This is a genomic window from Providencia sp. 2024EL-00732 (genome assembly GCF_044006275.1).
GTDB lineage: Bacteria > Pseudomonadota > Gammaproteobacteria > Enterobacterales > Enterobacteriaceae > Providencia > Providencia huashanensis.
Genome location: NZ_JBIPDG010000007.1, coordinates 51,206 through 74,550 on the forward strand (window position 1 = coordinate 51,206; position 23,345 = coordinate 74,550).

Genomic DNA, 23,345 nt, shown 5'->3' on the forward strand with positions numbered 1-23,345 from the left:
ACCATGTCTGTAATTAAGATGACCGATTTAGACTTAGCGGGTAAACGTGTTTTCATCCGTTCTGACTTAAACGTCCCTGTAAAAGATGGCAAAGTTACTTCTGATGCACGTATTCGTGCTTCATTACCAACCATTGAAGCTGCTCTTAAACAAGGCGCTAAAGTCATGGTCACTTCTCACCTTGGTCGCCCGACCGAAGGCGAGTACAACGAAGAGTTTTCACTGCAACCTGTTGTTGACTATCTGGCCGACAAAATTGATTACCCTGTTCGTTTAGTTAAAGACTACTTAAACGGCGTCGAAATCGCAGATGGCGAATTAGTTGTTCTGGAAAACGTTCGCTTTAATAAAGGCGAGAAAAAAGACGATGAAACGCTATCAAAACAATATGCAGCACTATGTGATGTATATGTCATGGATGCATTTGGTACGGCTCACCGTGCGCAAGCGTCAACTCATGGCGTTGCAAAATTCTCTCCAGTTGCTTGTGCGGGTCCACTGTTAAGCAATGAACTGGAAGCACTGGGTAAAGCATTGGGTAACCCTGCACGTCCAATGGTGGCGATTGTGGGTGGCTCTAAAGTATCCACTAAACTGACAGTATTAGATTCTCTGTCTAAAATTGCTGACCAACTGATTGTAGGTGGGGGGATTGCAAATACCTTCATCGCAGCTGAAGGGAACAATGTTGGTCGCTCTTTGTATGAAGATGATTTAATCCCAGAAGCGAAAAAACTACTGGCTAACTGCCAAATTCCAGTGCCGACTGATGTCCGTGTTGCAACCGAGTTTTCAGAAACCGCAGAAGCAACATTAAAATCAAGCACTGAAATTAAAGATGACGAGCAAATTCTGGATTTAGGTGATAAGTCAGCAGAGCGTTTGGCCGAAATCCTCAAAAATGCAAAAACCATTTTATGGAATGGCCCTGTTGGCGTGTTTGAGTTCCCTAATTTCCGCAAAGGAACTGAAATTGTGGCGAGAGCAATCGCAGATAGCGACGCATTCTCTATCGCAGGAGGTGGTGACACCTTAGCAGCTATCGATTTATTCGGTATCGCTGACAAAATTTCATATATCTCTACGGGCGGTGGTGCTTTCCTTGAGTTCGTTGAAGGTAAGAAACTCCCTGCCGTTGTGATGCTAGAAGAACGAGCTAAATCGTAATTAATTTTTTCATACACAACAGGCAGCGTAGGCTGCCTGTTCACCACAGGACCTTTTCACATGTCTAAAATTTTTGATTTTGTTAAACCGGGTGTTATCACGGGTGATGATGTACAGAAAGTTTTCGCAGTTGCCAAAGAAAATAACTTTGCATTGCCAGCAGTGAACTGTGTTGGTACTGATTCAATTAATGCGGTACTTGAAGCAGCTGCAAAAGTACGTGCACCAGTTATCGTTCAGTTTTCAAATGGTGGTGCTGCATTTATCGCAGGTAAAGGCCTGAAAGCAGAAGGGCAACAAGCAGCAATTTTAGGTGCAATCTCAGGTGCTTATCACGTACATCAAATGGCAGAACATTACGGTGTTCCAGTTATTCTGCATACTGACCACTGCGCACGTAAATTACTGCCATGGATTGACGGTTTACTGGATGCAGGTGAAAAACACTATGCGAAAACAGGTAAACCACTGTTTTCTTCCCATATGATTGACTTATCAGAAGAATCTTTAGAAGAAAACATTGAAATCTGTTCTAAATACTTAGCGCGTATGGCTAAAATCGATATGACTCTGGAAATCGAATTAGGCTGTACTGGCGGTGAAGAAGACGGTGTTGATAACACTGGTATGGATAGCTCAGAACTGTATACTCAACCAGAAGATGTTGCATACGCCTATGAGAAACTGAGCGCAATTAGCCCTCGTTTCACTATTGCGGCTTCATTTGGTAACGTCCATGGTGTTTATAAACCAGGTAACGTACAGTTAACGCCAAAAATTCTGCGTAATTCACAAGACTATGTTTCTGAGAAATATAACCTGCCACACAACAGTTTAGATTTCGTATTCCATGGCGGTTCAGGTTCAAGCGCTGAAGAAATCAAAGAAGCTGTAGGCTACGGTGTGATCAAAATGAACATCGATACTGATACCCAATGGGCTACTTGGGATGGTATCTTACAGTACTACAAAAAGAACGAAGGCTATTTACAAGGTCAGTTAGGTAACCCTGAGGGTGCTGATAAACCTAACAAAAAATACTATGACCCACGTGTATGGCTGCGTAAAGCACAAGATTCAATGGTTGTTCGTTTAGAGCAGGCATTTAAAGAATTAAACTGTATTGATGTTCTATAATTGATACTGATTTAATTTTTAATAAACCCCCGGTAAGGTGACTTATTGGGGGTTTTTTATTTGTTTAATCAAGTTGTTCACCTGAATGTGAGAGTAATTTTAAAAATAATGACTCACTTTGTGTGAGGGGTTTGCTGGCTTCAGTGATAGCACAAATTCGGTTATGAAAAACGGGAGAGTGTTCCACTTCTATAAGGGAATGGCGAAAATTAATTTGAGATGCGTAATTTTCAGGCAATATTCCGACATAGTGACCTGATGCAATAAAGGTTGCGACAGCTTCAAGCCCCGCAGCTTCAGGGCCTTTATTAAATTCACCTGAAGCTAGAATACTTTCTGTGAATGGGTGAGGGCGGTAGACTAATGCTAGATTGTGCTTATTTGGAGCGCTTTTAGCCGAAATATACAGCTTATGTTTTTCAATAAATAAAAATTGGTAATTAAAACGGCTATTTTCATGATATTGCCCCCTAATACCAATATGAATAGTTCTATCACTAAGTGCTCGGTTTAATTGGTTATGGTTGAGTATAATCAGCTCTAATTTAACGTTGGGAGCCGCTTGGGTGAATTGAGAAATGGTGGATGAAAGGTGGCAAAGTGGGTCAATCAAGATATGTTCGATAACACCAATCACAAGTGTCCCAGATAAAACTCCATGTAACTCATCTACTTCTGTCTTAATATTATCCAAAGCTGTCAAGGCCATGTTAGCTTTTTCAATCACTAACAAACCCGATTCTGTGAGTTTAAAGCCTGCGGGGCCCCTTTCACAGAGCTGTACTCCTAATTTATCTTCAATTTCACGGATGTGACGGCTTATTGAGGCTTTAGACATACTGAGTTTTTTCTCTGCGATAGAAAAGCCCCCCGCCTCAGCAACGGAAATAAAAACCCGCAATGATTTTAAATCTTTTTCAGTTAATTTTTTATTATGCATATTTATACCTATTACGTGAAATCAATCACTAATTGTTAATTTAACTTACTTTCTATTGAGACACAAATAACATAATTGATATGTTTTTATTTTAATTTTTAAAATTATTTTTTATTTCAGAAAAGGTTTCATTTTATGAAACCATAGGATCAAAAATATCACTTTTATTCTTAGCAGATATGTATATCTTAAAGTTGTAGTTGTTAATAAATTATTACCAAAGTGGCGCCACAAAATAATAATTAATCCAAATATATATAAATACAAAAGGATTCTAATTTATGGTCACAGATGAAATGTTAACAATAAAACTGGATATGATTACATTTACAGCATTAGGGGCCTTATTATTAATTGCGAGCAATGTAATTATAAAAAAGTTTCCATTTTTTATGAAGTATTCGATTCCTAGCCCTGTTATTGGCGGGTTTATATTTTCCGTCATTATGTGGTTAGCATACCAATTTAATATTGTAGAACTAAGTTTTGATAATACATTATATGATTTATCTATGTATGTGTTTTTCGTCACTATCGGTTTGATGACGGGGGTTAAATTACTTGTTAGTGGCGGTAAGATATTATTATTGTATATGGTTATTTGTTGGGGGCTAGCGTTCGCCCAAAATGGTGTTAGCCTTGGCTTATCTTATGTTTTAGATATCGAACCATTAATTGCGATGATGGCGGGCCAAGCCTCCATGCAAGGTGGCCACGGTATGGCGGCTTCTTTGGCTCCTCTTATCGAATCTTTTGGCTACGACCAAGCACTGAATGTCGGACTCGCCGCTTCAACATTTGGGCTGATCGCCGGCTCAATATTAGGTGGGCCAGTAGGAAACTGGTTGATAAAAAGAAATAACTTAAAAATTGAAACCGATCATATTGATTTGGATGACTTAACTGAAAAGGAAAGTAAGGAAGATAAGGTCACGCCTCAGCAGTGTATCGTCACAGGGGCCGTTATTTTATCAATACTTGCTATTGGTATGCCAACAGCTAAATGGATCAGTGAAGCTACAGGGTTTACTATTCCAGGACATATTTTTAGTTTATTTGTTGGTGTTATTTTCCATTCATTTAATGAAAGAAAACCAATTATCAAAATATCGCGTAGTACAGTGGTATTAATTTCAACAATATCGTTAGAAATGTTTTTAGTTATGGCGATGATGAAATTAAAGCTTTGGGAACTTTACGAATTAGCATTGCCATTAACCATAATATTAATCACTCAGGTTATTGCAACAGTGCTCGTTGCTATATTTATTGTTTATCGTGCATTAGGGCGAAATTATGATGCTGCTGTCATGTCAGCAGGGTTTATTGGTCATGGGTTAGGTGCGACACCAAATGGGTTAGTCGTAATGGATGCAATTTGTAATAAATATGGGCTGTTTTCGCGAAAAGCCTTCATCATTATCCCTATTGCCGGAACGGTATTAACAGATATTGTCGGAGTTCCATTATTTGTCTTTTTAGCCAATACATTTGGCAGCTAATTAAGAAATAAAAATAAATTTAATAAGGATTATGTTATATGAAAAAATTAACGACACCTCCTCATGTTGGTCATAAAACATTTTTATATTCAGAGCTTGTGACTGACTTGACCAATATTGAAGCGGATATTGCCATACTAGGGATGCCATTTAGCTCAGCTTACAGTGCCCATGCTTTTACCAATGATCAGTCGAGGGCTCCACAATATCTACGTGATATGAGTGATAGGATTGTGAGACACCCAGATCATTATGATTTTGATATTGACGGGCCATTATTACAAGGGCGGGAAGACATCAAATTTGTCGACTGCGGTGATGTCATCCCTGACTTATCAAAACCATTGGGAGAGCATCACCAACGAGCAGCACAAGCTATTCGGCAATTATTAAGAGCAAATGCACTACCGATTGTTTTAGGTGGAGACCATGGAATTACCACGCCTATTTTGCAAGGTTTTGACGAGGTAGGCCCTGTTACTTTGGTTCATATTGATGCTCATTTAGATTGGCGCGAAGAGGTTAATGGGGTAGATACTGGCCTGTCGAGCCCTATTCGTCGCGCATCTGAAATGAAACATATTGGTGAAATATTCCAAATTGGTTTGCGTGCTCAAGGAAGTGGTCGTCCCGCAGATTACCAAGCTGCCAAAGACCATGGAGCCCATGTTATTCCTGCCTACGAATTGCATGAAGTGGGGATACAGGCAATTTTAGACCGTATTCCAGATAACTCAAATTACTATATCAGTATTGATGCTGATGGTATCGACCCAAGCATTATGCCGGGGGTTGATGGCCCTGCACCGGGCGGGGTGACTTACTTACAAGCGCGTAGCTTAATTCACGGCTTAGTGAAAAAAGGCCGAGTTGTGGGGATGGATATCGTCGAAATCACCCCAGCTAAGGATATACCCTCGAAATTAACAGGGGTGACCGCGGGGCGTTTTGTCGTGAATTTAATTGGCGCATCGATTCGAGCAGGGTATTTTGATAAGAAATAACTCAACGAACTAATATCGTACTCATCATAAAGTGGGAGATATTTTCCCACTTTATTGACCGCCCGTCGGCGTCCCTTGATGAAACCTTAATTGCCATTGGTTTTTTGAGTTTTTCAGCCAAATAGATGAGCGATGGGTTAACTTTATTTTAATATTTTGTTGTCGCTCAAAACTGGTATAGGTCATTAGCAGCGTATTATCACTCAATAACGTGCAATGATAATCTTCTGAATAAATTGTTTTAGGCTGTTCATCAACAAGTACGGATAAAGTATTGGTCTTATTCGTCGTCCTCCCTGAGCGTCCAAATTCAAAAAAATCCTCATGTAGCACCTCACGAAGGAAATTAATATTTTGCCGGTTAGTTGAAAGATGTAGCTTTTTTTCTACATCAATTAATTTATTAAATAATGCTTCCATAGCTAGCGCTCCCCTAATTGTTGAGCCAGTTTTTCGGCTAATTGATTAATTATATCGGAGGTATTAGTGTGAAAATGCATGGCGATTTCCATTTCTTGAGCAACAGGAAAACCTTCTTCTTCTGTTAAAACCCGATGTTGCGGGAGTTTCGCACGTAGAGGTAATAAACTAACGCCTAACCCATCAGCAATAGCGCTCTGGATACCAGCAAGGCTGGAACAGGTATAGGTAATGTGCCAAGGGCGTTGTTCACTATCCAATAGTTTAAACATATCATTGCGGTATAGGCCATTTTCAGGGAAAACCACCAGTGGCACGGAGTCAATATTTAACCGTTTTGCTTGGCTGCTGGTTAACCAACATAAAGGCTCTGGCCAGTGATAGTCGCTTTTAAACTCGCCTTTTTTTTGCTTAACAATGATCAAATCCAGTTCACCATGTTGGTAACGTTGGTGTAATTGGCGGCTTAATCCACTAGTGACTTCTAAGCGCACATTCGGGTTTGCCTGCATAAAAGCAGCTAAAGTGGGAGTGACTTGCCCTGATGCTAAATCTTCAGGGAAACCTAGCCGAATAGTTTGGATGACGGCATTACCTGTTATTTTCATAAAGAAAGTATCATTTAGGGCTAAAATATTTTTAGCGTAGCTAAGTAGGATCTCCCCTGTTTCTGTGAGTGTCAGTATTCGATGCCCACGTATAAATAAAGGGTGTTCCACAAGTACCTCTAAACGTTGTATTTGTTGACTTAATGTTGACTGCGTCGAATTTAGGTGCTGTGAAGCAACAGTAAAATTCCCTGTTTCAGCAACCGTTACAAAGGTTTTTAATAATACAAAGTTGAGTAGTGGATTCATTTTTTTAATACCTATCATTAAGTTATTTAATTTTTAAATAGCATATTTTTTGAGTAGATTAAAGGGCTTATAGGAGATAAATCATGAAAATAACTTTTTTATCTATTAAGTGGTTGGTTTCTTTACTGGGTATTTTGGCTATTTCTTTGATATTTATGGTGAAAGGGATGGCAAATCCACAACAGAGTCCACTTGTCGCACTTGCGGAGCAAGGCGACCTTCATCAGTTGCAATCTTTGGTCGAACAGGGGGCTGATATTGAACAGCGAGATCTGCGTCAGCGTACACCATTGATGGCAGCAACACATAAAAACCAAATTGCAGTTGCTCGTTACCTGATTGAACAAGGGGCAAATGTGAATGCACGGGATGCAATGCAAGATTCCCCTTATTTATATGCAGGTGCCCGCGGCTTGCAGGAGATTTTGTTATTAACCTTACAAAATGGGGCTGATTTAACGAGTACCAACCGTTATGGTGGTACGGCGCTGATCCCAGCGGCAGAGCGGGGGCATGTGCAGACAGTTAAGACGTTGATTGACGCTGGTGTGGATGTTAACCATGTTAATCGCCTAGGATGGACTGCTCTAATTGAAGCTATTATTTTGGGTGATGGTAGTGATAAGTACGCGCAGATTGTGACACTATTGATTAACGGTGGCGCGGATGTCAATTTAGCGGATAGTACGGGTGCATCGCCGTTGACGCTGGCAAAAAGTAAAGGGTATCGTAACCTTATTGAAATTCTTGAAAAATCAGGAGCTAAATAATGTCAGATAGGCAATTTTTACAGCAAGCTATCACTTTAGCGGCAGAAAATGTACGGGCTGGTGGTCGCCCATTTGGTGCTGTCGTGGTGTGTGACGGGCAAGTGGTGGCGACTGGTGTGAACCAAATGCTTGAATTAAGTGACCCAACAGCACACGCCGAATTGATGGCTTTGCGACAAGCAGGGAAAACATTGAACCGCGTTAAACTGGAAGATTGTGTGGTCTATGCCAGTGGGCAACCTTGTCCTATGTGCCTTGCCGCTATGCGAATGGCAGGGGTTAGCCGGGTTGTGTACGCTTATTCAAACCAAGATGCAGAGCCCTTTGGGCTTTCAACAGAAGGGATTGCCAAGGCTTTGCGGGTTGAACCTGAACACCAATCCGGTTTGCGTTTTGAACAGTTGAAACCTGATAATGACGCTTGTTCTTCACTGTATCAGTTATGGTCGGAACAACAGAAATAATGGGTAAAACAGCCTCATCCTCTTTTGCCTTGATACTCACTATTGTGTTAGTGGGGGTCAATTTACGGCCATTCATGACCGGCCCAGGGCCCGTTATTGATAGTATTATGCAAACGACAGGGATGAGCTATCAAAGTATTTCTTTGCTCACTTTATTACCTATGTTGTTGATGGGCATTGGCGCATTAATTGTACCTATCTTAAATCAACAGTTAGGAGAACGGTTAGGGATTAGTGCAGCGATGTTATTGCTGCTCGTTGGCTCATTAGGGCGCTATTTTGTAGAGGATGGCACCTCTTTACTGTTCACGGCCTTTTTATGTGGTGTAGGGGCGGCGTACATTCAGTCGGTATTTCCGGGGCTTATCAAAGCTAACTTCCCACAAAAAATGGCGATGATGACAGGGCTGTATTCTGCAACCTTAATGGCTGGTGGTGCGATCGGGGCGCAATTAACGCCACTATTAGAAAATGCAACGGGGCATTGGCAAACGGCTTTAGCTTGGCTTGCATTCCCTGCGCTGTTGGCTTTGGTTGCTGTTTTTCTGAACATTCGTACGGCTCGTACGCCAAAAGCCGAGCAGGTTTCTTTATGGCGCTTTTTACGTAAACCCAGAGCTTGGTTGTTAATGGCTGGGTTTGGGCTTATCAACGCAGGCTATGGCACTGTGGTGACTTGGTTGGCGCCATTTTTCCAACAACAAGGGATCAGTGCTGCACAAAGCGGTTCTTTTGTTGCCATATTAACGGTGTTTCAAGCGTTATCTGCATTGATGATCCCTGTACTGGCTTCACATAATATTGATCGGCGATTTTGGCTAATGGTAACGCTTAGTAGCCAAGCAATTGGATTTTTAGGGTTAATGTTATTCGCGAATGCTTTCCCGTTGTTATGGGTTGCTTTGCTCGGCCTAGGGCTTGGTGGGTGTTTTGCACTGAGTATTATCACTGCATTAGACCATATATCGCACCCTGTTAGTGCTGGAGCTCTTACGTCTTTAATGCAAGCGGGGGGCTTTATTATTGCCGCATTTGGCCCGCTATGTGCAGCTTGGTTACACCAAGTCAGCCATAATTTTACATGGGTGTGGGCAATGCATATTGCATTTGTATTAGTGACATTGTTGCTTTATTTACGTTTAAACCCTAAAAATTACAGTAAGATTTTTGCATTGAAACCATAAAAAGGACTTTTATTTGTCCTCTATTTTTTGTTTTTCCGTTTGGATTTTTGTTTTTTGGTTTCTTTTTCAATTTTATTTTCAATGGAATTAAAATAGATCTCCAAATAATGTCGGTTACTTAAAAATGAAATTAGGCAACTGGCAACAATAATGACCCAGATAAGTTGTAACTTGATTGAGTCTTCAATACTGAAAAGCAGTAATAGTGGGATCATCACAATCATGCTAATAAAAACTGAGCAAAATAAAGCCCCTGAAATATAGAGTGAGAGTTTTTTTAACCCGAGTATATTTAGTACGACAAGGGTGGCAATAGATAAAAACAATGTGCCGAACGTGGCAAACATAATGACTAACCCAGCTTCTTGCTCAAGAAGCCAATCAGTAAAACCAAACCAAGAAAAAGGAATGCTGATCATTGTGAAGGCTCCTGTTTACCGTATAGCAGAGGAATAGCTTTAAAGCGAAATAACGCTGCAAAAATTAGGTTTGGAAAGATGTGAATATCGGTATTGTAGAGTGTGACCGTTTGGTTGAAAAATTCACGTCTGTCAGCAATTTGCTCTTCAATATGCTTTGCTTGTGTTTGTAATTCCAATAGTACCGCCTTACTGATAAGCGCGGGATAGTTTTCTGCGATAGCAATTAATGGCTTTATTTTTGGCGATAGTTGGTTTGCAGTATCAATTTTGATTTCAATGGCCGTATTGGATAAATAGCGCTGTCGGCTTTCAACTATTTCATTAATAAGCTGTTTTTCATACGCGATAGCTTTATCTGCCACTTGAGTCAGCGCTGGTATTAACTCAATTTGTTTCATTAATAGCACATCAATATTGGCAAATGCTTTGAGGCAATTATTTTTCAAAAAGACAATATTGTTATAAATATTAATTAGATAGCGAATGATTATATAGCCAATGATAACAATAATAATGAAGAAAATAAGCGTTTCCATGCTAGTTATCACCGAATAATGATATTTTGTCAAAATACAGATTTAATTGCCCATTACGGTAATTTATCGGGGTAACCAAAATAACCCCAATCAATAACAGTGCAATAATGGCGGTAATGGATAAATTCCGACGTAACGGCCCGGTTTTATTCCAACGTACAACATAGTCAGCCGGAGAAACACCTAATAGCATATGAGGAGCTTTGCGGATAATAACGGGCTCACCTTTTTCATTCGCGTCAGCGGTGCCAATCAGTAAATAACGGGTTTTTGATTCAAGCAAATATTCAGTATAACGACGGTTGCCTTGCTCAATATCCATATGCGCTTGTAGCCCTGGATAAACAAAGTAATCGGGGTCACATTCTACCTTTACTGACCCTGTATCATCGGTCAGGATAAAACTCTCCATACGGCTTTTACTATTTTGTAATGTATAACTTTTTTTACCATCTTTATCTTTCGATATGGAATACTCAAAATAAAAGGAGCCATAGCAGGTTTTATTACCTAACTGGCTTTTAATTTCAGTACCTGTGGTTATTTCACCTTCAACTTCGACAAGCCCCATAGCTATTGAGCGTATTTTGGATGTCGCGAGGTTTTTTTGAAATTTTAAGAAGCGCTTGGTTGGTGTATTTTCAATAAACTTAAATACGAAGGCTAAGACAAATGCGATGAAAAACACTCGCATGTCGATAAAAAAGCCTACAAATAAGCAACTTGCTAGTAAAGTCCCCACGAGTACTTTAAGAAAAGCGCTAAACTTTGATGAACCTTCATTTTGTAATCGCTGATACCGCTGAAAGCCGGCTTTACTGGCTTTGACGATATGACGAATAATAAAAAAGGAAATGGTCAATATCACAATATAATAAATGATACTGCCGTAATCCCCTTGAGTAGGTGATAGCGAGTACCACATACCGCAGGCAATGCTGATAAAAGGGATGATCCCCCAATTTACTCTTTTATTTATCGAAAACTTATTATCGATAAATAAAATTAAAGCACCAATCGCTGCCCCGAGTAAAAAATACATATTCACAGACTAATACCCTTTACGTTGATATTATTTAAACTGGATACCATGATATTTTTTATCATCTTCAGAAATATCAAGTAATGGTAATTGTGTAAAACGAAAGGCATTAGCAATCAGGTTGTCAGGGAACATTTGTATTGCAGTATTATACTCTGTTGTTGCATCGTTAAAACTTTCACGGCGTTGGGCTATTTTATTTTCAACATCGCTTAGGGCTAATTGTAATTGTGTGAATTGCTCACCAGAAATGAGGGTAGGGTAATTTTCTGCGATAGCTATAAGGTTACCCAGTGCGCGGTTCATTTCATTTGAAGCGGTGATCTTGTCCGCCATATTTTGGGCACTAAAGTAGCTTTGGCGTGCGTCACTTAATGAGATAAAAAGGCTTTTTTCATGTTCCATTGCTTTTTCTGTAATAGTGACCAGTTGTGGAATTTGATCGGCACGCTGCTTTAAAACCACGTCGATATTAGCAAATTGGTTATTCACTTGGTTACGCGCATTGATTAAGCGGTTATAAATAGATATCCCCCAGCCAACAGCCAATAATAATAAAACAGCTACAATGATAAGAGTGATGGTCATATTAATGCCTTTTAGTCAGCGGTTTTTATTTAATTTGATTTTAGCTAACCGTATAAGAGTCTTATTAATTATGCAATCAGAAAAGAGTGAAAGGGAATGTAATATAAAAAGAAAAGGAATATCGTAAAGTATTTCTGTAACAGTTTAGTATATATAACAAAATAGCCTCTTAAATTAGAGGCTATTTCAGTCAGATATACTCGTTATATTTCAAGTTGTATCGCTACTTACGCTGTTGGTTCAAGTATTTGGTGCATAACAGGGTGGAACTTGCGTTTAAAGTAAACCAGACCATGCCCTGTGTCATTGACAATGATTTGTTTCATTTCAACCATATACACTGAGTGAGTACCAATATCTTGGACTTGCGTAATTTCACCTTCGAGGTTGGCAAGGGCATTTTTCAGTAAAGGTTGTTGTAAAATACCGTTGTCCCACACATTCCAACTAAAACGCTCTTCCATGGTTGAACCTTTCATACCTGCGAAGTGGCAGGCGAGTTCTTCTTGATCATGGCTTAGTACGTTTACACACAGGCGGCCATTCTTTTGAAATACCGCATTCATGGCGCTATTGCGGTTGACACATACCATCAAAGTTGGTGGCGTGTCTGTAACTGAACAGACTGCGGTTGCGGTGATCCCACAGCGACCTTCAGTACCATCCGTGGTGACTATGTTAACTGCTGCACCAAGACTTGCCATCGCATCTCTGAAACGCAGGCGATGTTCATTTTCTAAAGACATTTTGACCTCCTGCTGCCGATTATTTTAGCAGCGAATCTAACTGATTAATATCATTGTTGTTATGCAGGTGTGGACGTTTCCATCCGTGCTGATCGTAATCGGATAAACAACGATCAACCATATCTGTCATGGCTTTCATATTGCCAGAACCGTATGAATGACGCAGACATTGCAGGCGAATTTCATCTTGGCTACCTGCATAGTTAATTTCATACAGCTCATGACGGCCACCAAATTCACTGCCGATTGCATCCCACATAAGTTTTAAGATCTTAATACGTTCAACATGATCCATACCGTTGGAGCCACGAACATATTTTGCTAAATACTTATCAATCTCTGGGTTATTCATGTCACGAACGCTAGATGGTAGATAAATCAGGCCGCTGGTGACGTTACTTTCTATTATATTTTTGATTTTGGTGTAGGCCATTGGTGCCATAACACGATACGTTTGAATTGCTTGAGTATCAGGTAAGAATGCACCGCCTTCCCAAGCTTTTGCTTCAGAGGTCATTGCATCAGTTAATGACCAGAACAAATTGCGCCATGCAACCACTTCACCTAAGTCTGCTTGTACACCACGGAAGTCGATAACACCAGTACACTCCAAGCTTTTTTGCAGAAGACCGGTGATGAAATCGAGTTTCACCGCTAAACGTACACAAGCTTGTAACGGGAACAGGCGAGCGAAACCACCTTGTACTGCCCAGTTACGAGCGCGATCAAAGTCGCGGTAGATCAACACGTTTTCCCATGGAATTAACACATGATCCATCACGAGGATTGCGTCATTTTCATCGAAACGGCTTGATAATGGGTAATCAAATGGTGCGCCAGTAGCTCCTGCGACTAATTCATAAGATGCACGTGAAATCAGTTTCACGCCATCAGCATCCATAGGGGCGACAAACATCAGTGCGAAATCAGGGTTGTCACCCATGACTTGCGCAGAGCCAAAACCAATAAAATTGTAGTGCGTTAACGCAGAGTTAGTTGCAACGACTTTTGCACCGCTGACGATAATACCTGCATCAGTTTCTTTTTCTAGTTTTATATAAACATCTTTTACTTCATCTGCGGGTTTATGGCGGTCGATAGGTGGGTTAACAATAGCATGGTTAAAGTAAAGCCCACTTTCTTGAATGCGTTTATACCAGTTACGGGCGTTATCAGCAAATTGGCCGTAATATTCTGGGTTAGCACCTAAACAACTGGCGAATGCCGCCTTATAGTCTGGAGTGCGTCCCATCCATCCATAGCTCTGGCGTGACCAATCTGCGATTGCATCGCGCTGTTGGCGCAATTCATCTGCACTTGTGGCGAAACGAAAGAACTTATGTGTGTATCCCCCATTACCGGTGTCGGTGTTCCAGCAAAGTTGGTCATGAGTCGTTTTATCATGAAGCGCATCATATAATTGTCCTATAGAAGCGGCGGAGTTACGAAAAGCAGGGTGAGTGGTGACATCTTTCACACGCTCGCCATAAATATAGATTTCACGGCCATCTTGTAGGCTTTTTAGATATTCCTGGCTATTAAAAGGGCGTTTAGCATCTGAACGAAAATCTTCTGGTTTCATGTCTACCTCGTTATCTCACAATGAGGGCTTGCAATGATAGGGGGTACAAAGGTTGCAAGCTAAATTATGTTAATTTTATGTTTCTTTTGTGTTTATTAATTGAATCGCTTTCTGAGTAAGTTTTAAAGAGACTTTTTAAAGGTTAACGGGTACTTTTCGTTGGAAATGGTTTTTTATGAAAGAATTGTGATCACTTCGATGTTTTGATGTTAATGTAATTATTGGATTAAACATAAAAACAATGTATATCAATTAATTATAATTTATTTATATATTAATATATATTTGTTGTTTTGGTTTTTGGTGGTTGTTTTTTAATCTTGACATTCACTTTTTGTTAATCAGTTTGACATTGTTGATAATGTTGAAACAAAATCAATAAAACATCAAAATGTTTTTAAAATGTAAGATAAAAGTGTGGTGGTGGGAAAAGATAGGCTATCAGGAAGCATGAAAATGTATTGCATTCTTAATATGCAATACATGTGTTATTTTTGTGATAAAACTACCCGTACTAGTGGATATTTTGTTCGCGCCATAAACTTGGGGAACAACCCACTAATCGGTTAAAAAAGCGGGCAAAATAAGCGGGGTCTTTAAAACCAAGCTGGTAGGCAATTTCAGAGACTGGGCTATCAGAAAATAGCAGCATACGTTTTGCTTCCCTTAATATCCTATCAAAAATGAGCCGTTTAGGCGGCCTATTCGCGAAACGGCGGCACATATCTTTCAATCGAGATTCAGTGACCCCGAGTTTTTTTGCATACTCAGGTACTGCTAGGTGCTCATGATAATGTAAGTCAATGAGTTGATTAAAGCGTTGGAATAAACGATGCTCCCCTCGAACACCTGTGGTCGGGTGCTCATCAAGAGGGATTGACCTTAGTAGAAAAGCAAAAAAAGCCTGTGCTAAAGAGGATAAAACCTGATCTTTCCCTACAGCGTTATTTGCCGATTCACGAGCCATTAGCGCCCAATAATGATTGAAGGTGTCAATATCTTCGGGTTTGTCTGCAACAGATAAACAAATTGCTGGAATATTGACTAAGTCAGGGTTAGCAGGGTAAAGCGAACCCAATAGTGGGCTAATTAAATCTTGCCGTACAGTTAGTACGTGCCCATCAGTGTCTTCTTGGGTAAAGAAGGCATGGGCGACAGATGGGGGCGTTAGAATAAATAAAGGTGCCTGAACCGAATAACGAGATTCATCAAGTTGTAGGGTGATATGACCAGTAACCAAATAGTGTAATTGGAAAAAACCGTCATGGCGATGGGCTTGCATATCACGGCCAAAGAAAGCCGCCATGTTACCAAAGGTTTGGTAGTGAACGTCATCGTTACCTTGGGTTTCGTCGTAGTCTGTACTGATGTCGATATTCGTAATTAAAGTTGAGTTACCCTTCATTCTTCGGCTCGCAGCGTTGTTGGCCTCACAAACCAACCCTAGTCACATACCGCAGTATGTTCTTAAGGGTTAACTTGCTTGCCGCCTAGCTGCAAACCAAATTATTTTGGGTAACACCCTTTAATAATTATTTGCAGCATAAATTATTAAAACATTCAAAACCTTCAAATCATTCAAACCATCAAAATATTAAGGTGTTGCTCTTGGTCTTGAGTTCTTCATTGGGATAGCGATAACTAATAGTGCACCGACGACCAGCAAACCTGCCACAAAATAGAGGCCTGAATTAAAGCTACCTGTTTGGTCTTTTAGCCAACCTATCAATAGTGGACTGACGGCTGAGCCTATATTACCCGTTGCATTGATAACCGCAATACCGATAGCTCGAGCACGTAAACTAATGGATTGATCAGGGGTCGTCCAGAATACGGCCATGGCAGTGAAAGAACCTGTCGAGGCCATGATAATCCCAATCAATTGGATAATTGGGTGACTCGTCATGGCAGCAAGTACCCAGCCTGCGGCGGCGAATAAATACGGTAAGGCAGTATGCATTTTCCGTTCTTGCAAACGGTCTGACCGCCGACTCCAGTAGATCATCCCTAAGATGGTACAAAATTGTGGGATTGCAGTTAACAGGCCGATCATGGCATTACTACTGCCTTCATTGAAGCTTTGCATGATCTGAGGTGTCCAGATGTTAATTGCGCTTAATGTATTGGTTAAACAGAAATAAGCGACGGTATACATCAAGACAACAGGGGTGAATATTTCTTTCCATAAACTGGTATTTTGCATTGCTGTATGGCTTTTTGAGCCATGGGGTTGCACTAATTCCAGTTGGTCTTGGTCCATCATTTCTTGAAGCGTGTCTTTATCTTCTTGGGTCAGCCATTTGGCTTTTTTCGGAGAATCATCCAGATAGAACCAAACGAGTACCCCAAGGATCACAGATGGGAAACCTTCTAGTAGGAACAACCACTGCCAGCCTTTTAAGTTTAAAACGCCATCTAAACCAAGGATATAGCCAGATGCGAGTGAACCAAATGCCATGGTAACTGGCATGGCTATCATAAATAAGGCATTAGCACGAGCGCGGAAATAAGCGGGGAACCAGTAGGTTAAATACACTAAAATGCCCGGTAGGAAACCTGCTTCTGCTATCCCAACTAACATCCGTAAGATGTATAAACTGGTTGGCCCGGTCGCAAACATGGTTGCGGTTGAGGCAATTCCCCAAAGCACCATGATGGTGGCTATCCAACGGCGAGCCCCCACAATACTGAGCATGATATTGCTTGGAATACCAAAAATAACATAAGTGACATAAAATAAGGTTGCCGCTAAGCCAAACATGGTGGAAGTGAGGCCGATATCTTTTCCCATAGTTAGGCCGGCAAAGCCGATATTAATCCGGTCTAAGAATGAAAACACAAATAGTACGAATAAGAATACTATCAGCCGTTTGAATAGTTTATTAATTACCCGTTGCTGTGGCTCAGTTAAATTTTTATGTTGCTCAGCAGGGTTAGTGCTTGCAAGTTGTTGATTACTCATATTGTAGGGCCCTCAATTCTTTCTTTTGAAGATTTTATAGGTACAAGGGACTAGTAGGCAGTCATGGTGCTGTCTGCCCTATATTGTGATATTGCTTTTTTATTTAGCTAAATAGGGTAATTGTCTGTAGGGTTAAAATTGACCTATTTAGCGATACTTATTGTTAATAAACGCTTGGTGTACTTGGAGTGACCTCTGAGGCGGTTTTGCCAAATTTAGCTGCCAGCGCTTCAGCGGTACGAGCAAGTAATGTGGTATCCACACCTACTGCCACAAACAGGGCACCGAGTTTCAGGTAGTGTTCGGCAACGTCTGGTGCCGCCATTAAGATCCCAGGGGCGATACCGGCTTCACGAATTTGTACAATAGCTTTTTCTATTGCGGCTTTAACTTCTGGGTGATTAGGGTTACCAGAAAAACCCATATCGGCACTGAGATCTGCTGGGCCAATAAATACGCCATCCACCCCTTCAACGTTTAAAATTTCAGGCAGGTTATTCATTGCTTCACGAGTTTCTACTTGCACGATTACGCACATTTCATCATTTGCACGAGTTAAATAATCGGGGATACGGTTCCAGCGTGACGCACGCGCTAATGCACTACCAACACCGCGTATTCCCGCTGGTGGATAGCGAGTCGCACGGACGGCTTGTTTTGCTTGTTCAGCATTTTGCACCATAGGTAATAAAAGTGTCTGAGCACCAATATCCAGCAATTGTTTGATGATCACCGGGTCATTCCACGGTGGGCGGACGACTGGCTGTGATGGATAAGGGGCTATTGCTTGTAATTGAGATAATATAGTTTGTACATTATTCGGTGCATGTTCACCGTCAATCAATAGCCAATCGAAGCCAGCACCAGCAACAAGTTCAGCACTGTATGGGCTACATAACCCAAGCCATAACCCAATTTGCGGTTGACCACTTTTTAAGGCTTTTTTAAATTTATTTTCTAACAGATCCATAGTATTTCCTTATACAAAACGGCAGCTAATAGAACCCATATTGCCGTAGTCGACGTGGAACACATCGCCTTTACGTGCAGGAACAGGTCGGGTAAATGAACCACCAAGAATGATTTGGCCCGGTTCAAGTTGGACATTATGCGGCGCTAATTTATTGGCTAACCAAGCAACACCGTTAGCGGGATGATTGAGAACTGCGGCAGCGACACCAGACTCTTCAATCACGCCATTGCGATATAACAGTGCGCTAATCCAACGCATATCTAAGTCGCGTGGTTTGATAGGTCTGCCGCCTAAAATTACTGCACCATTAGCCGCATTATCCGAAATTGTGTCGAATACTTTACGGGGACGGTTAGTGTCTGGGTCTATGTTATGGCAACGTGCGTCAATTAGCTCAAGAGCAGGGATCACATAATCAGTTGCGTTATAGACATCAAAGATGGTGCAGTTGGGGCCGTGTAAGGGTTTTGCGAGAACAAAAGCAAGCTCTACTTCAATACGAGGGACAATAAAGCGGTCAGTGGGAATATCACAACCGTCATCAAAAAACATATCGTCAAGTAGCGCGCCATAATCAGGTTCATCTATTTGTGAGCTTGCTTGCATTGCTTTGGAGGTTAGCCCAATTTTATGGCCTTTGAGTATACGTCCTTCAGCAATTTTCAAACCAACCCATTCTTTTTGGATGGCATAAGCATCGTCAATCGTCATCTCTGGGTGATCCAACGAAATCTGGCGGATCTGCTCACGTGATTTTTCAGCCTGATTAAGGCGTTGGGCTATTTGCAATATGACATCTTTTTGTAACATCTTATTCTCCTTTTGCACCTCAGCTCGTCATACTTCGAGCTATAACTGCGTTAGCTTCACGATAGGCTTGCGCCTATCCCCTAGTCACACGGGTATGCTCCTAAGGGATTAGTCTCATTTGCCGCCTTGTTCTAACTCGAATTATTTAGAGCTAAGATTTTAAAAGCGAATACCGCCAGTTAATGTGTCTTTCTAATTAGAAAGACCACCGAAACAGAGGTATTTCACTTCCAGATAATCTTCAATTCCGTAGCGTGAGCCTTCACGCCCCAGACCAGACTGCTTAATGCCACCAAATGGGGCCACTTCATTTGAAATAATGCCTTCATTAATACCGACCATTCCGCTTTCTAAAGCCTCAGCAACACGGTAGATTCGACCGATATCTTTTGAATAGAAATAGGATGCCAAGCCGAACTCAGTGTCATTCGCTAGTGCAATGGCTTCTTGCTCATCACGGAATTTGAATAAAGGCGCGAGTGGACCGAATGTTTCCTCTTTAGAGACTTTCATGGATTCGGTTACACCGGTGATCACTGTAGGTTCAAAGAACAAACCACCCAACGACGCTGGTTTACCACCTGCAATCACTTTCGCACCATGAGAAACAGCATCAGCAATGTGCTCTGTCACTTTATCGACAGCGGCTTGGTTAATCAGCGGGCCTTGCTGTGAATCTGCTTGGGTTGATGGGCCAATTTTTAGTTCATTTACAGCTTTTGCTAAGCGAGCGGCGAATTCATCATAGACACCTTCTTGAACTAAGATGCGGTTAGCGCATACACAGGTTTGCCCGCTGTTACGGAATTTTGCGGCTAAAGCCCCTTGTACTGCTGCGTCTAAATCCGCATCATCAAAGACAATAAATGGCGCATTACCACCTAACTCAAGGGACATTTTTTTCACAGTATTAGCGCATTGTTCCATCAATAATTTGCCAACACGGGTAGAACCTGTGAAAGTCAATTTACGGACAATAGGGCTGGAGGTCATTACCCCGCCAATGGCTTGGGCATCTGTGCCTGGGACGATGTTAAATACGCCAGCAGGGATACCTGCTTGTTCACCTAATGCCGCGAGTGCAAGCGCGGAGAGTGGTGTTTCTGCGGCGGGTTTTAGTACCATAGTACAACCGGCTGCTAGAGCTGGACCGACTTTGCGGGTGATCATCGCATTAGGGAAGTTCCAAGGCGTAATTGCCGCAACCACACCGACAGGTTGTTTTATTGTTACAAGGCGGCGACCTGGGAGTGGTGACGGAATAGTTTCACCGTAAATGCGTTTACCTTCTTCAGCAAACCATTCAATAAAACTGGCTCCGTAGGCAATTTCTCCCATCGATTCGGTTATCGACTTGCCTTGTTCTGCACTGAGCAATTGCGCTAATTCTGTTTGGTTTTCCATCATCAAATGGAACCATTTATTTAAAATCTGGCTACGTTCTTTCGCAGTTTTAGCTCTCCATGCTGGGAGGGCTTTTTCAGCAGCTTCAATAGCTTGCTGGGTTTCTAACGCCCCTACATTACTCACTTTGGCGATAACGTGGTTATTCGCAGGGTTTGTCACTTCAAACACGTTGTTGTTTTGTGCGTCAACCCATTGACCGTTGATATAAGCCTGTTGGCGGAATAATGTAGAATTGGTATTTATGCTCATTTTTCGTTTTTCTCCGAAGACACTGATTGCACCTGTGAGTGGGGATTTTTAGCCGATAAATATTGGCTTGTGAAACTTAACCCAGCACAGATAGCCATAACGAGTGTCATAGCAAATGGGGATTCATCCTGTAATACAGAAACTGCAACACTAGCCAGAGCAGCCAATGCAAATTGAATTGAAATTGCGAGTGCACTGGCGCTACCTGCAATTTTTCCGCGATGTTGCAGTAACAGTGACAAACTGTTAGTGCCGATAGCATTTACCATCGATAGGAACAGTACCACCAGAATAACAATTATGGAGAGGCTTTGTTGATAAAAAAGTAACAACAATAAGCCAAACGCAAGTTGAAAACCGCTTTGCATGGTCAATATACGCGTCAAACTATAGGTTTTTAGCAACTTAACATTGAGTAACAGCATGACAATCATCCCCAAGATGTTGCAGCCGAATAACAGGCCATAATGCTGTTCAGAAACACCAAAATAGCTGATGTAAACAAATGGTGAGCCACTAATAAAGGCGAACATCCCTGCGAAAGAGAACGCCATGGTACCGATAATACTCAGTGCTTCTTTGTCGCTGAGCACCTGAGCGTAGTTTTTAAAAGCAACGCAAATAATATTCTCAGTGCCCCGCTGGTGGCGTAATGTTTCAGGGAGCAAGAAAAAAATTGCCGCCACGGAAGATAGGCCAATCAGCGCCAACAAATAAAAAATAGCTTGCCACTGAAAGTGGATAAGTAGAAAACCACCTAGTAATGGGGCAAGTAATGGAGCAATCATGGTGACGAGTGTCATTAATGACAACACTTTAGGTAATTCATTTGCGGGATACACATCCCTAGCAATTGCCCTCGCCATCACGATTGCAGCACCGCTGCCAAAAGCTTGTAGCGCCCTGAAAATAATTAACGTATTGGCATCAGAGGCTTGAGCACATAATAAGCTTGCTACGGTAAAGATTGCCAAGCCACTTAACAACATTTTACGGCGGCCCAGCAAATCGCTCAGTGGCCCGTAAAACAGCATCCCGACACAAAAGCCAGCAAAAAAAGCGCCTAGTGTGTACTGCATTTGCCCCTGAGAGGCTTGAAGAGCAACCCCCATCTGAGGTAGGGCAGGAAGATACATATCGATAGACAATGGGCCGAATGCCACTAATGACCCCAATAATGGGATTAGGTAGTGCGGTATGTGTTTATCGAAACTTTTAACCATCTTGCCCTCTCAATACAACGATTAGTTACTGCCTAAACCCTCACCCTTTAAATAGGGCGTGCACATTGTTTTGTTTGTAATTTAATACAGGGTCTAGCTCTTCCATGGTGAAAGATAGTGCTAAGTAGCGTTTTGCCATTAAATCAGCAAAATGGTTTTTGATGAGGTCGAAAATCATTTCCCCTGTTTTTTGCTTATCTTCAAGGGAACGACCAGCACCAATTTTTAACGTCATATGGACAAACGCATAGTCGTGCTTACCATCGGCCATCTGCCAAGTATCTAGCCAAATAGCGCGACTACGAATTCCAGCTAGTGGGAAAATCCCCGTCTCAGCAAGGGCATCATTCACTTTAGCGAATAACGCTGGGAGCTCGGCTTCATCACGAATGTTTTCTGTGCATTCTGCATAAAAATGAGGCATAACAATTCCTTATACAGTAGCGGTTTGTTTTTCAGTAATATAACTTGGAAGAGGGAATACGGCGTTAATTTGCCCTGTCCCCGAGCTGGCGAATAAATCCGTTAACACTTCCACTTTTTCCGCGTATTTATCCCAACCCAGCATGCCTAATAGCATTACCGTATCGTGCATATGCCCTTCACCATAGCAATAATCAGCATATTCAGGCAGCATTTTGCAAAACTCTTGGAAACGACCTTCACGCCATAGTTTCACAACACGTTTGTCCATTTGCTCATCAAATTCGCGGGTGTAACTATTCATACCATCTTCGGCTTTTTGGTCATCAATAAAACGGTGTGATAAAGAACCACTAGCCAATACAGCCACGGTGCCATCGTATTTTTCGATCGCGGTCAGTACGGCTTCGCCTAATTTCCGGCTGTCTTCAAAGCTGTGAGAAGTACAGAATGCGGAGATAGAAATCACTTTAAAGTGGCGGTCGCTATTCATATAGCGCATAGGAACTAAAGTCGCATATTCGAGAGTTAAGCTTGGAATTTCATGAGCTTGAGCTCGAACACCTAATTTGCGCGCTTCTTCGCCGATCATTTGGCCTAGGACTGAGTTTCCATCATATTCATATTCCATATCACGAATAAAATGAGGGAGTTCATTACTGGTATATATACCTTTAAAATGATCGGCGCAGTTGATGTGGTAAGCACTATTGACCAGCCAGTGCGTGTCAAAAACAATGATGGTATCAACGCCTAATTCGCGACAACGACGGCTAATTTCTTTATGACCATCGATAGCGGCTTGGCGGCATCCATGATTTTTACCCGGTAGTTCTGATAGGTACATGGATGGGACGTGTGTTATTTTTGCGGCGAGTGCCAACTTACCCATTTCCTTCCTCCTTCGCTTATCCGTCATACTTCGCGCCGTAGCGTT

The 23,345-nt window shown here is 41.5% G+C and carries 24 protein-coding genes; 7 read left to right on the plus strand and 17 right to left on the minus strand.

Annotated features, from left to right (window positions below):
- The first annotated feature begins 3 nt into the window (after positions 1-3).
- Complete coding sequence (pgk, locus tag ACHB7C_RS12575; protein ID WP_166685884.1) at positions 4-1,167, plus strand: phosphoglycerate kinase; 1,164 nt, start codon at positions 4-6, stop codon at positions 1,165-1,167.
- A gap of 60 nt (positions 1,168-1,227) precedes the next feature.
- Positions 1,228-2,304 (plus strand): class II fructose-bisphosphate aldolase, encoded by a 1,077-nt coding sequence (gene fbaA / locus ACHB7C_RS12580; protein WP_042846877.1) that lies wholly within the window; start codon positions 1,228-1,230, stop codon positions 2,302-2,304.
- Between the two features lie 64 nt (positions 2,305-2,368).
- Here fbaA and ACHB7C_RS12585 read toward each other — a convergent pair whose 3' ends face one another.
- Positions 2,369-3,244, minus strand: a complete 876-nt coding sequence (locus ACHB7C_RS12585) for a LysR family transcriptional regulator (RefSeq protein ID WP_129466851.1) — start codon at positions 3,242-3,244, stop codon at positions 2,369-2,371.
- Between the two features lie 281 nt (positions 3,245-3,525).
- Between ACHB7C_RS12585 and ACHB7C_RS12590 the strand changes: the two genes are divergently transcribed.
- Together ACHB7C_RS12590 and ACHB7C_RS12595 are read left to right on the plus strand one after the other, a co-directional pair.
- Entirely contained in the window at positions 3,526-4,746 is a 1,221-nt protein-coding gene (locus ACHB7C_RS12590) for a sodium/glutamate symporter (protein ID WP_048608321.1), read from the plus strand.
- A 38-nt stretch (positions 4,747-4,784) separates the two neighbouring features.
- A complete protein-coding gene (locus ACHB7C_RS12595; protein ID WP_240133343.1) occupies positions 4,785-5,750 on the plus strand; it encodes an agmatinase in 966 nt (321 codons plus the stop codon).
- 51 nt (positions 5,751-5,801) lie between these two features.
- On the opposite strand, the gene ACHB7C_RS12600 is transcribed toward ACHB7C_RS12595, so the two are convergent.
- A complete protein-coding gene (locus ACHB7C_RS12600; protein WP_395347487.1) occupies positions 5,802-6,170 on the minus strand; it encodes a DUF4440 domain-containing protein in 369 nt (122 codons plus the stop codon).
- A 2-nt stretch (positions 6,171-6,172) separates the two neighbouring features.
- Entirely contained in the window at positions 6,173-7,027 is an 855-nt protein-coding gene (locus ACHB7C_RS12605) for a LysR substrate-binding domain-containing protein (RefSeq protein ID WP_187550652.1), read from the minus strand.
- A gap of 83 nt (positions 7,028-7,110) precedes the next feature.
- On the opposite strand from ACHB7C_RS12605, the gene ACHB7C_RS12610 reads away from it, so the two are divergent.
- From ACHB7C_RS12610 to ACHB7C_RS12620, 3 genes are read left to right on the plus strand one after another with little or no spacing between them, the layout of a single operon-like run.
- On the plus strand, positions 7,111-7,797 hold the full coding sequence (locus ACHB7C_RS12610; protein ID WP_131680455.1) for an ankyrin repeat domain-containing protein: 687 nt from the start codon (positions 7,111-7,113) through the stop codon (positions 7,795-7,797).
- Positions 7,797-8,261: a nucleoside deaminase gene (locus ACHB7C_RS12615; protein WP_048608315.1), complete on the plus strand. Its 465-nt coding sequence runs from the start codon at positions 7,797-7,799 to the stop codon at positions 8,259-8,261. Before ACHB7C_RS12610 ends, ACHB7C_RS12615 begins: the two co-directional genes overlap by 1 nt.
- The gene (locus tag ACHB7C_RS12620; protein WP_042846865.1) at positions 8,261-9,445 is read left to right on the plus strand and encodes a cyanate transporter; all 1,185 of its coding nucleotides are present in this window, start codon (positions 8,261-8,263) and stop codon (positions 9,443-9,445) included. Before ACHB7C_RS12615 ends, ACHB7C_RS12620 begins: the two co-directional genes overlap by 1 nt.
- 20 nt (positions 9,446-9,465) lie before the next feature.
- Here ACHB7C_RS12620 and ACHB7C_RS12625 read toward each other — a convergent pair whose 3' ends face one another.
- From ACHB7C_RS12625 to hpaD, 14 genes are all read right to left on the minus strand, one after another.
- Positions 9,466-9,864, minus strand: coding sequence for a hypothetical protein (locus tag ACHB7C_RS12625; RefSeq protein ID WP_042846863.1), 399 nt, complete (start codon positions 9,862-9,864; stop codon positions 9,466-9,468).
- Positions 9,861-10,403 carry a LemA family protein gene (locus ACHB7C_RS12630; protein WP_042846862.1) on the minus strand — a complete coding sequence of 181 codons (543 nt, stop codon included), beginning with the start codon at positions 10,401-10,403 and terminating at the stop codon, positions 9,861-9,863. Before ACHB7C_RS12630 ends, ACHB7C_RS12625 begins: the two co-directional genes overlap by 4 nt.
- A 1-nt stretch (position 10,404) precedes the next feature.
- Entirely contained in the window at positions 10,405-11,445 is a 1,041-nt protein-coding gene (locus ACHB7C_RS12635) for a hypothetical protein (RefSeq protein ID WP_349483911.1), read from the minus strand.
- Between the two features lie 30 nt (positions 11,446-11,475).
- Positions 11,476-12,033 (minus strand): LemA family protein, encoded by a 558-nt coding sequence (locus ACHB7C_RS12640; protein ID WP_129466848.1) that lies wholly within the window; start codon positions 12,031-12,033, stop codon positions 11,476-11,478.
- Positions 12,034-12,260: 227 nt separating this feature from the next.
- Entirely contained in the window at positions 12,261-12,779 is a 519-nt protein-coding gene (gene hpaC / locus ACHB7C_RS12645) for a 4-hydroxyphenylacetate 3-monooxygenase, reductase component (RefSeq protein WP_042846858.1), read from the minus strand.
- 19 nt (positions 12,780-12,798) lie between these two features.
- A complete protein-coding gene (gene hpaB / locus ACHB7C_RS12650; RefSeq protein ID WP_042846857.1) occupies positions 12,799-14,361 on the minus strand; it encodes a 4-hydroxyphenylacetate 3-monooxygenase, oxygenase component in 1,563 nt (520 codons plus the stop codon).
- A gap of 514 nt (positions 14,362-14,875) precedes the next feature.
- A complete protein-coding gene (gene hpaA, locus ACHB7C_RS12655; RefSeq protein WP_042846856.1) occupies positions 14,876-15,766 on the minus strand; it encodes a 4-hydroxyphenylacetate catabolism regulatory protein HpaA in 891 nt (296 codons plus the stop codon).
- A 189-nt stretch (positions 15,767-15,955) separates the two neighbouring features.
- Positions 15,956-17,323 (minus strand): 4-hydroxyphenylacetate permease, encoded by a 1,368-nt coding sequence (gene hpaX, locus ACHB7C_RS12660; RefSeq protein WP_042846855.1) that lies wholly within the window; start codon positions 17,321-17,323, stop codon positions 15,956-15,958.
- A gap of 163 nt (positions 17,324-17,486) precedes the next feature.
- Entirely contained in the window at positions 17,487-18,293 is an 807-nt protein-coding gene (gene hpaI / locus ACHB7C_RS12665) for a 4-hydroxy-2-oxoheptanedioate aldolase (RefSeq protein ID WP_042846854.1), read from the minus strand.
- A gap of 9 nt (positions 18,294-18,302) precedes the next feature.
- Complete coding sequence (gene hpaH / locus ACHB7C_RS12670) at positions 18,303-19,106, minus strand: 2-oxo-hept-4-ene-1,7-dioate hydratase (RefSeq protein ID WP_129466846.1); 804 nt, start codon at positions 19,104-19,106, stop codon at positions 18,303-18,305.
- A 192-nt stretch (positions 19,107-19,298) separates the two neighbouring features.
- Complete coding sequence (locus ACHB7C_RS12675) at positions 19,299-20,762, minus strand: NAD-dependent succinate-semialdehyde dehydrogenase (RefSeq protein WP_395347492.1); 1,464 nt, start codon at positions 20,760-20,762, stop codon at positions 19,299-19,301.
- Positions 20,759-21,985, minus strand: a complete 1,227-nt coding sequence (locus tag ACHB7C_RS12680) for a Bcr/CflA family multidrug efflux MFS transporter (RefSeq protein WP_080750906.1) — start codon at positions 21,983-21,985, stop codon at positions 20,759-20,761. The genes ACHB7C_RS12675 and ACHB7C_RS12680 overlap by 4 nt, the downstream gene beginning before the upstream one ends.
- Positions 21,986-22,025: 40 nt before the next feature.
- Positions 22,026-22,409, minus strand: a complete 384-nt coding sequence (locus ACHB7C_RS12685) for a 5-carboxymethyl-2-hydroxymuconate Delta-isomerase (RefSeq protein ID WP_042846851.1) — start codon at positions 22,407-22,409, stop codon at positions 22,026-22,028.
- Positions 22,410-22,418: 9 nt separating this feature from the next.
- Positions 22,419-23,300, minus strand: coding sequence for a 3,4-dihydroxyphenylacetate 2,3-dioxygenase (gene hpaD / locus ACHB7C_RS12690; protein ID WP_042846850.1), 882 nt, complete (start codon positions 23,298-23,300; stop codon positions 22,419-22,421).
- Between the last annotated feature and the right edge of the window lie 45 nt (positions 23,301-23,345).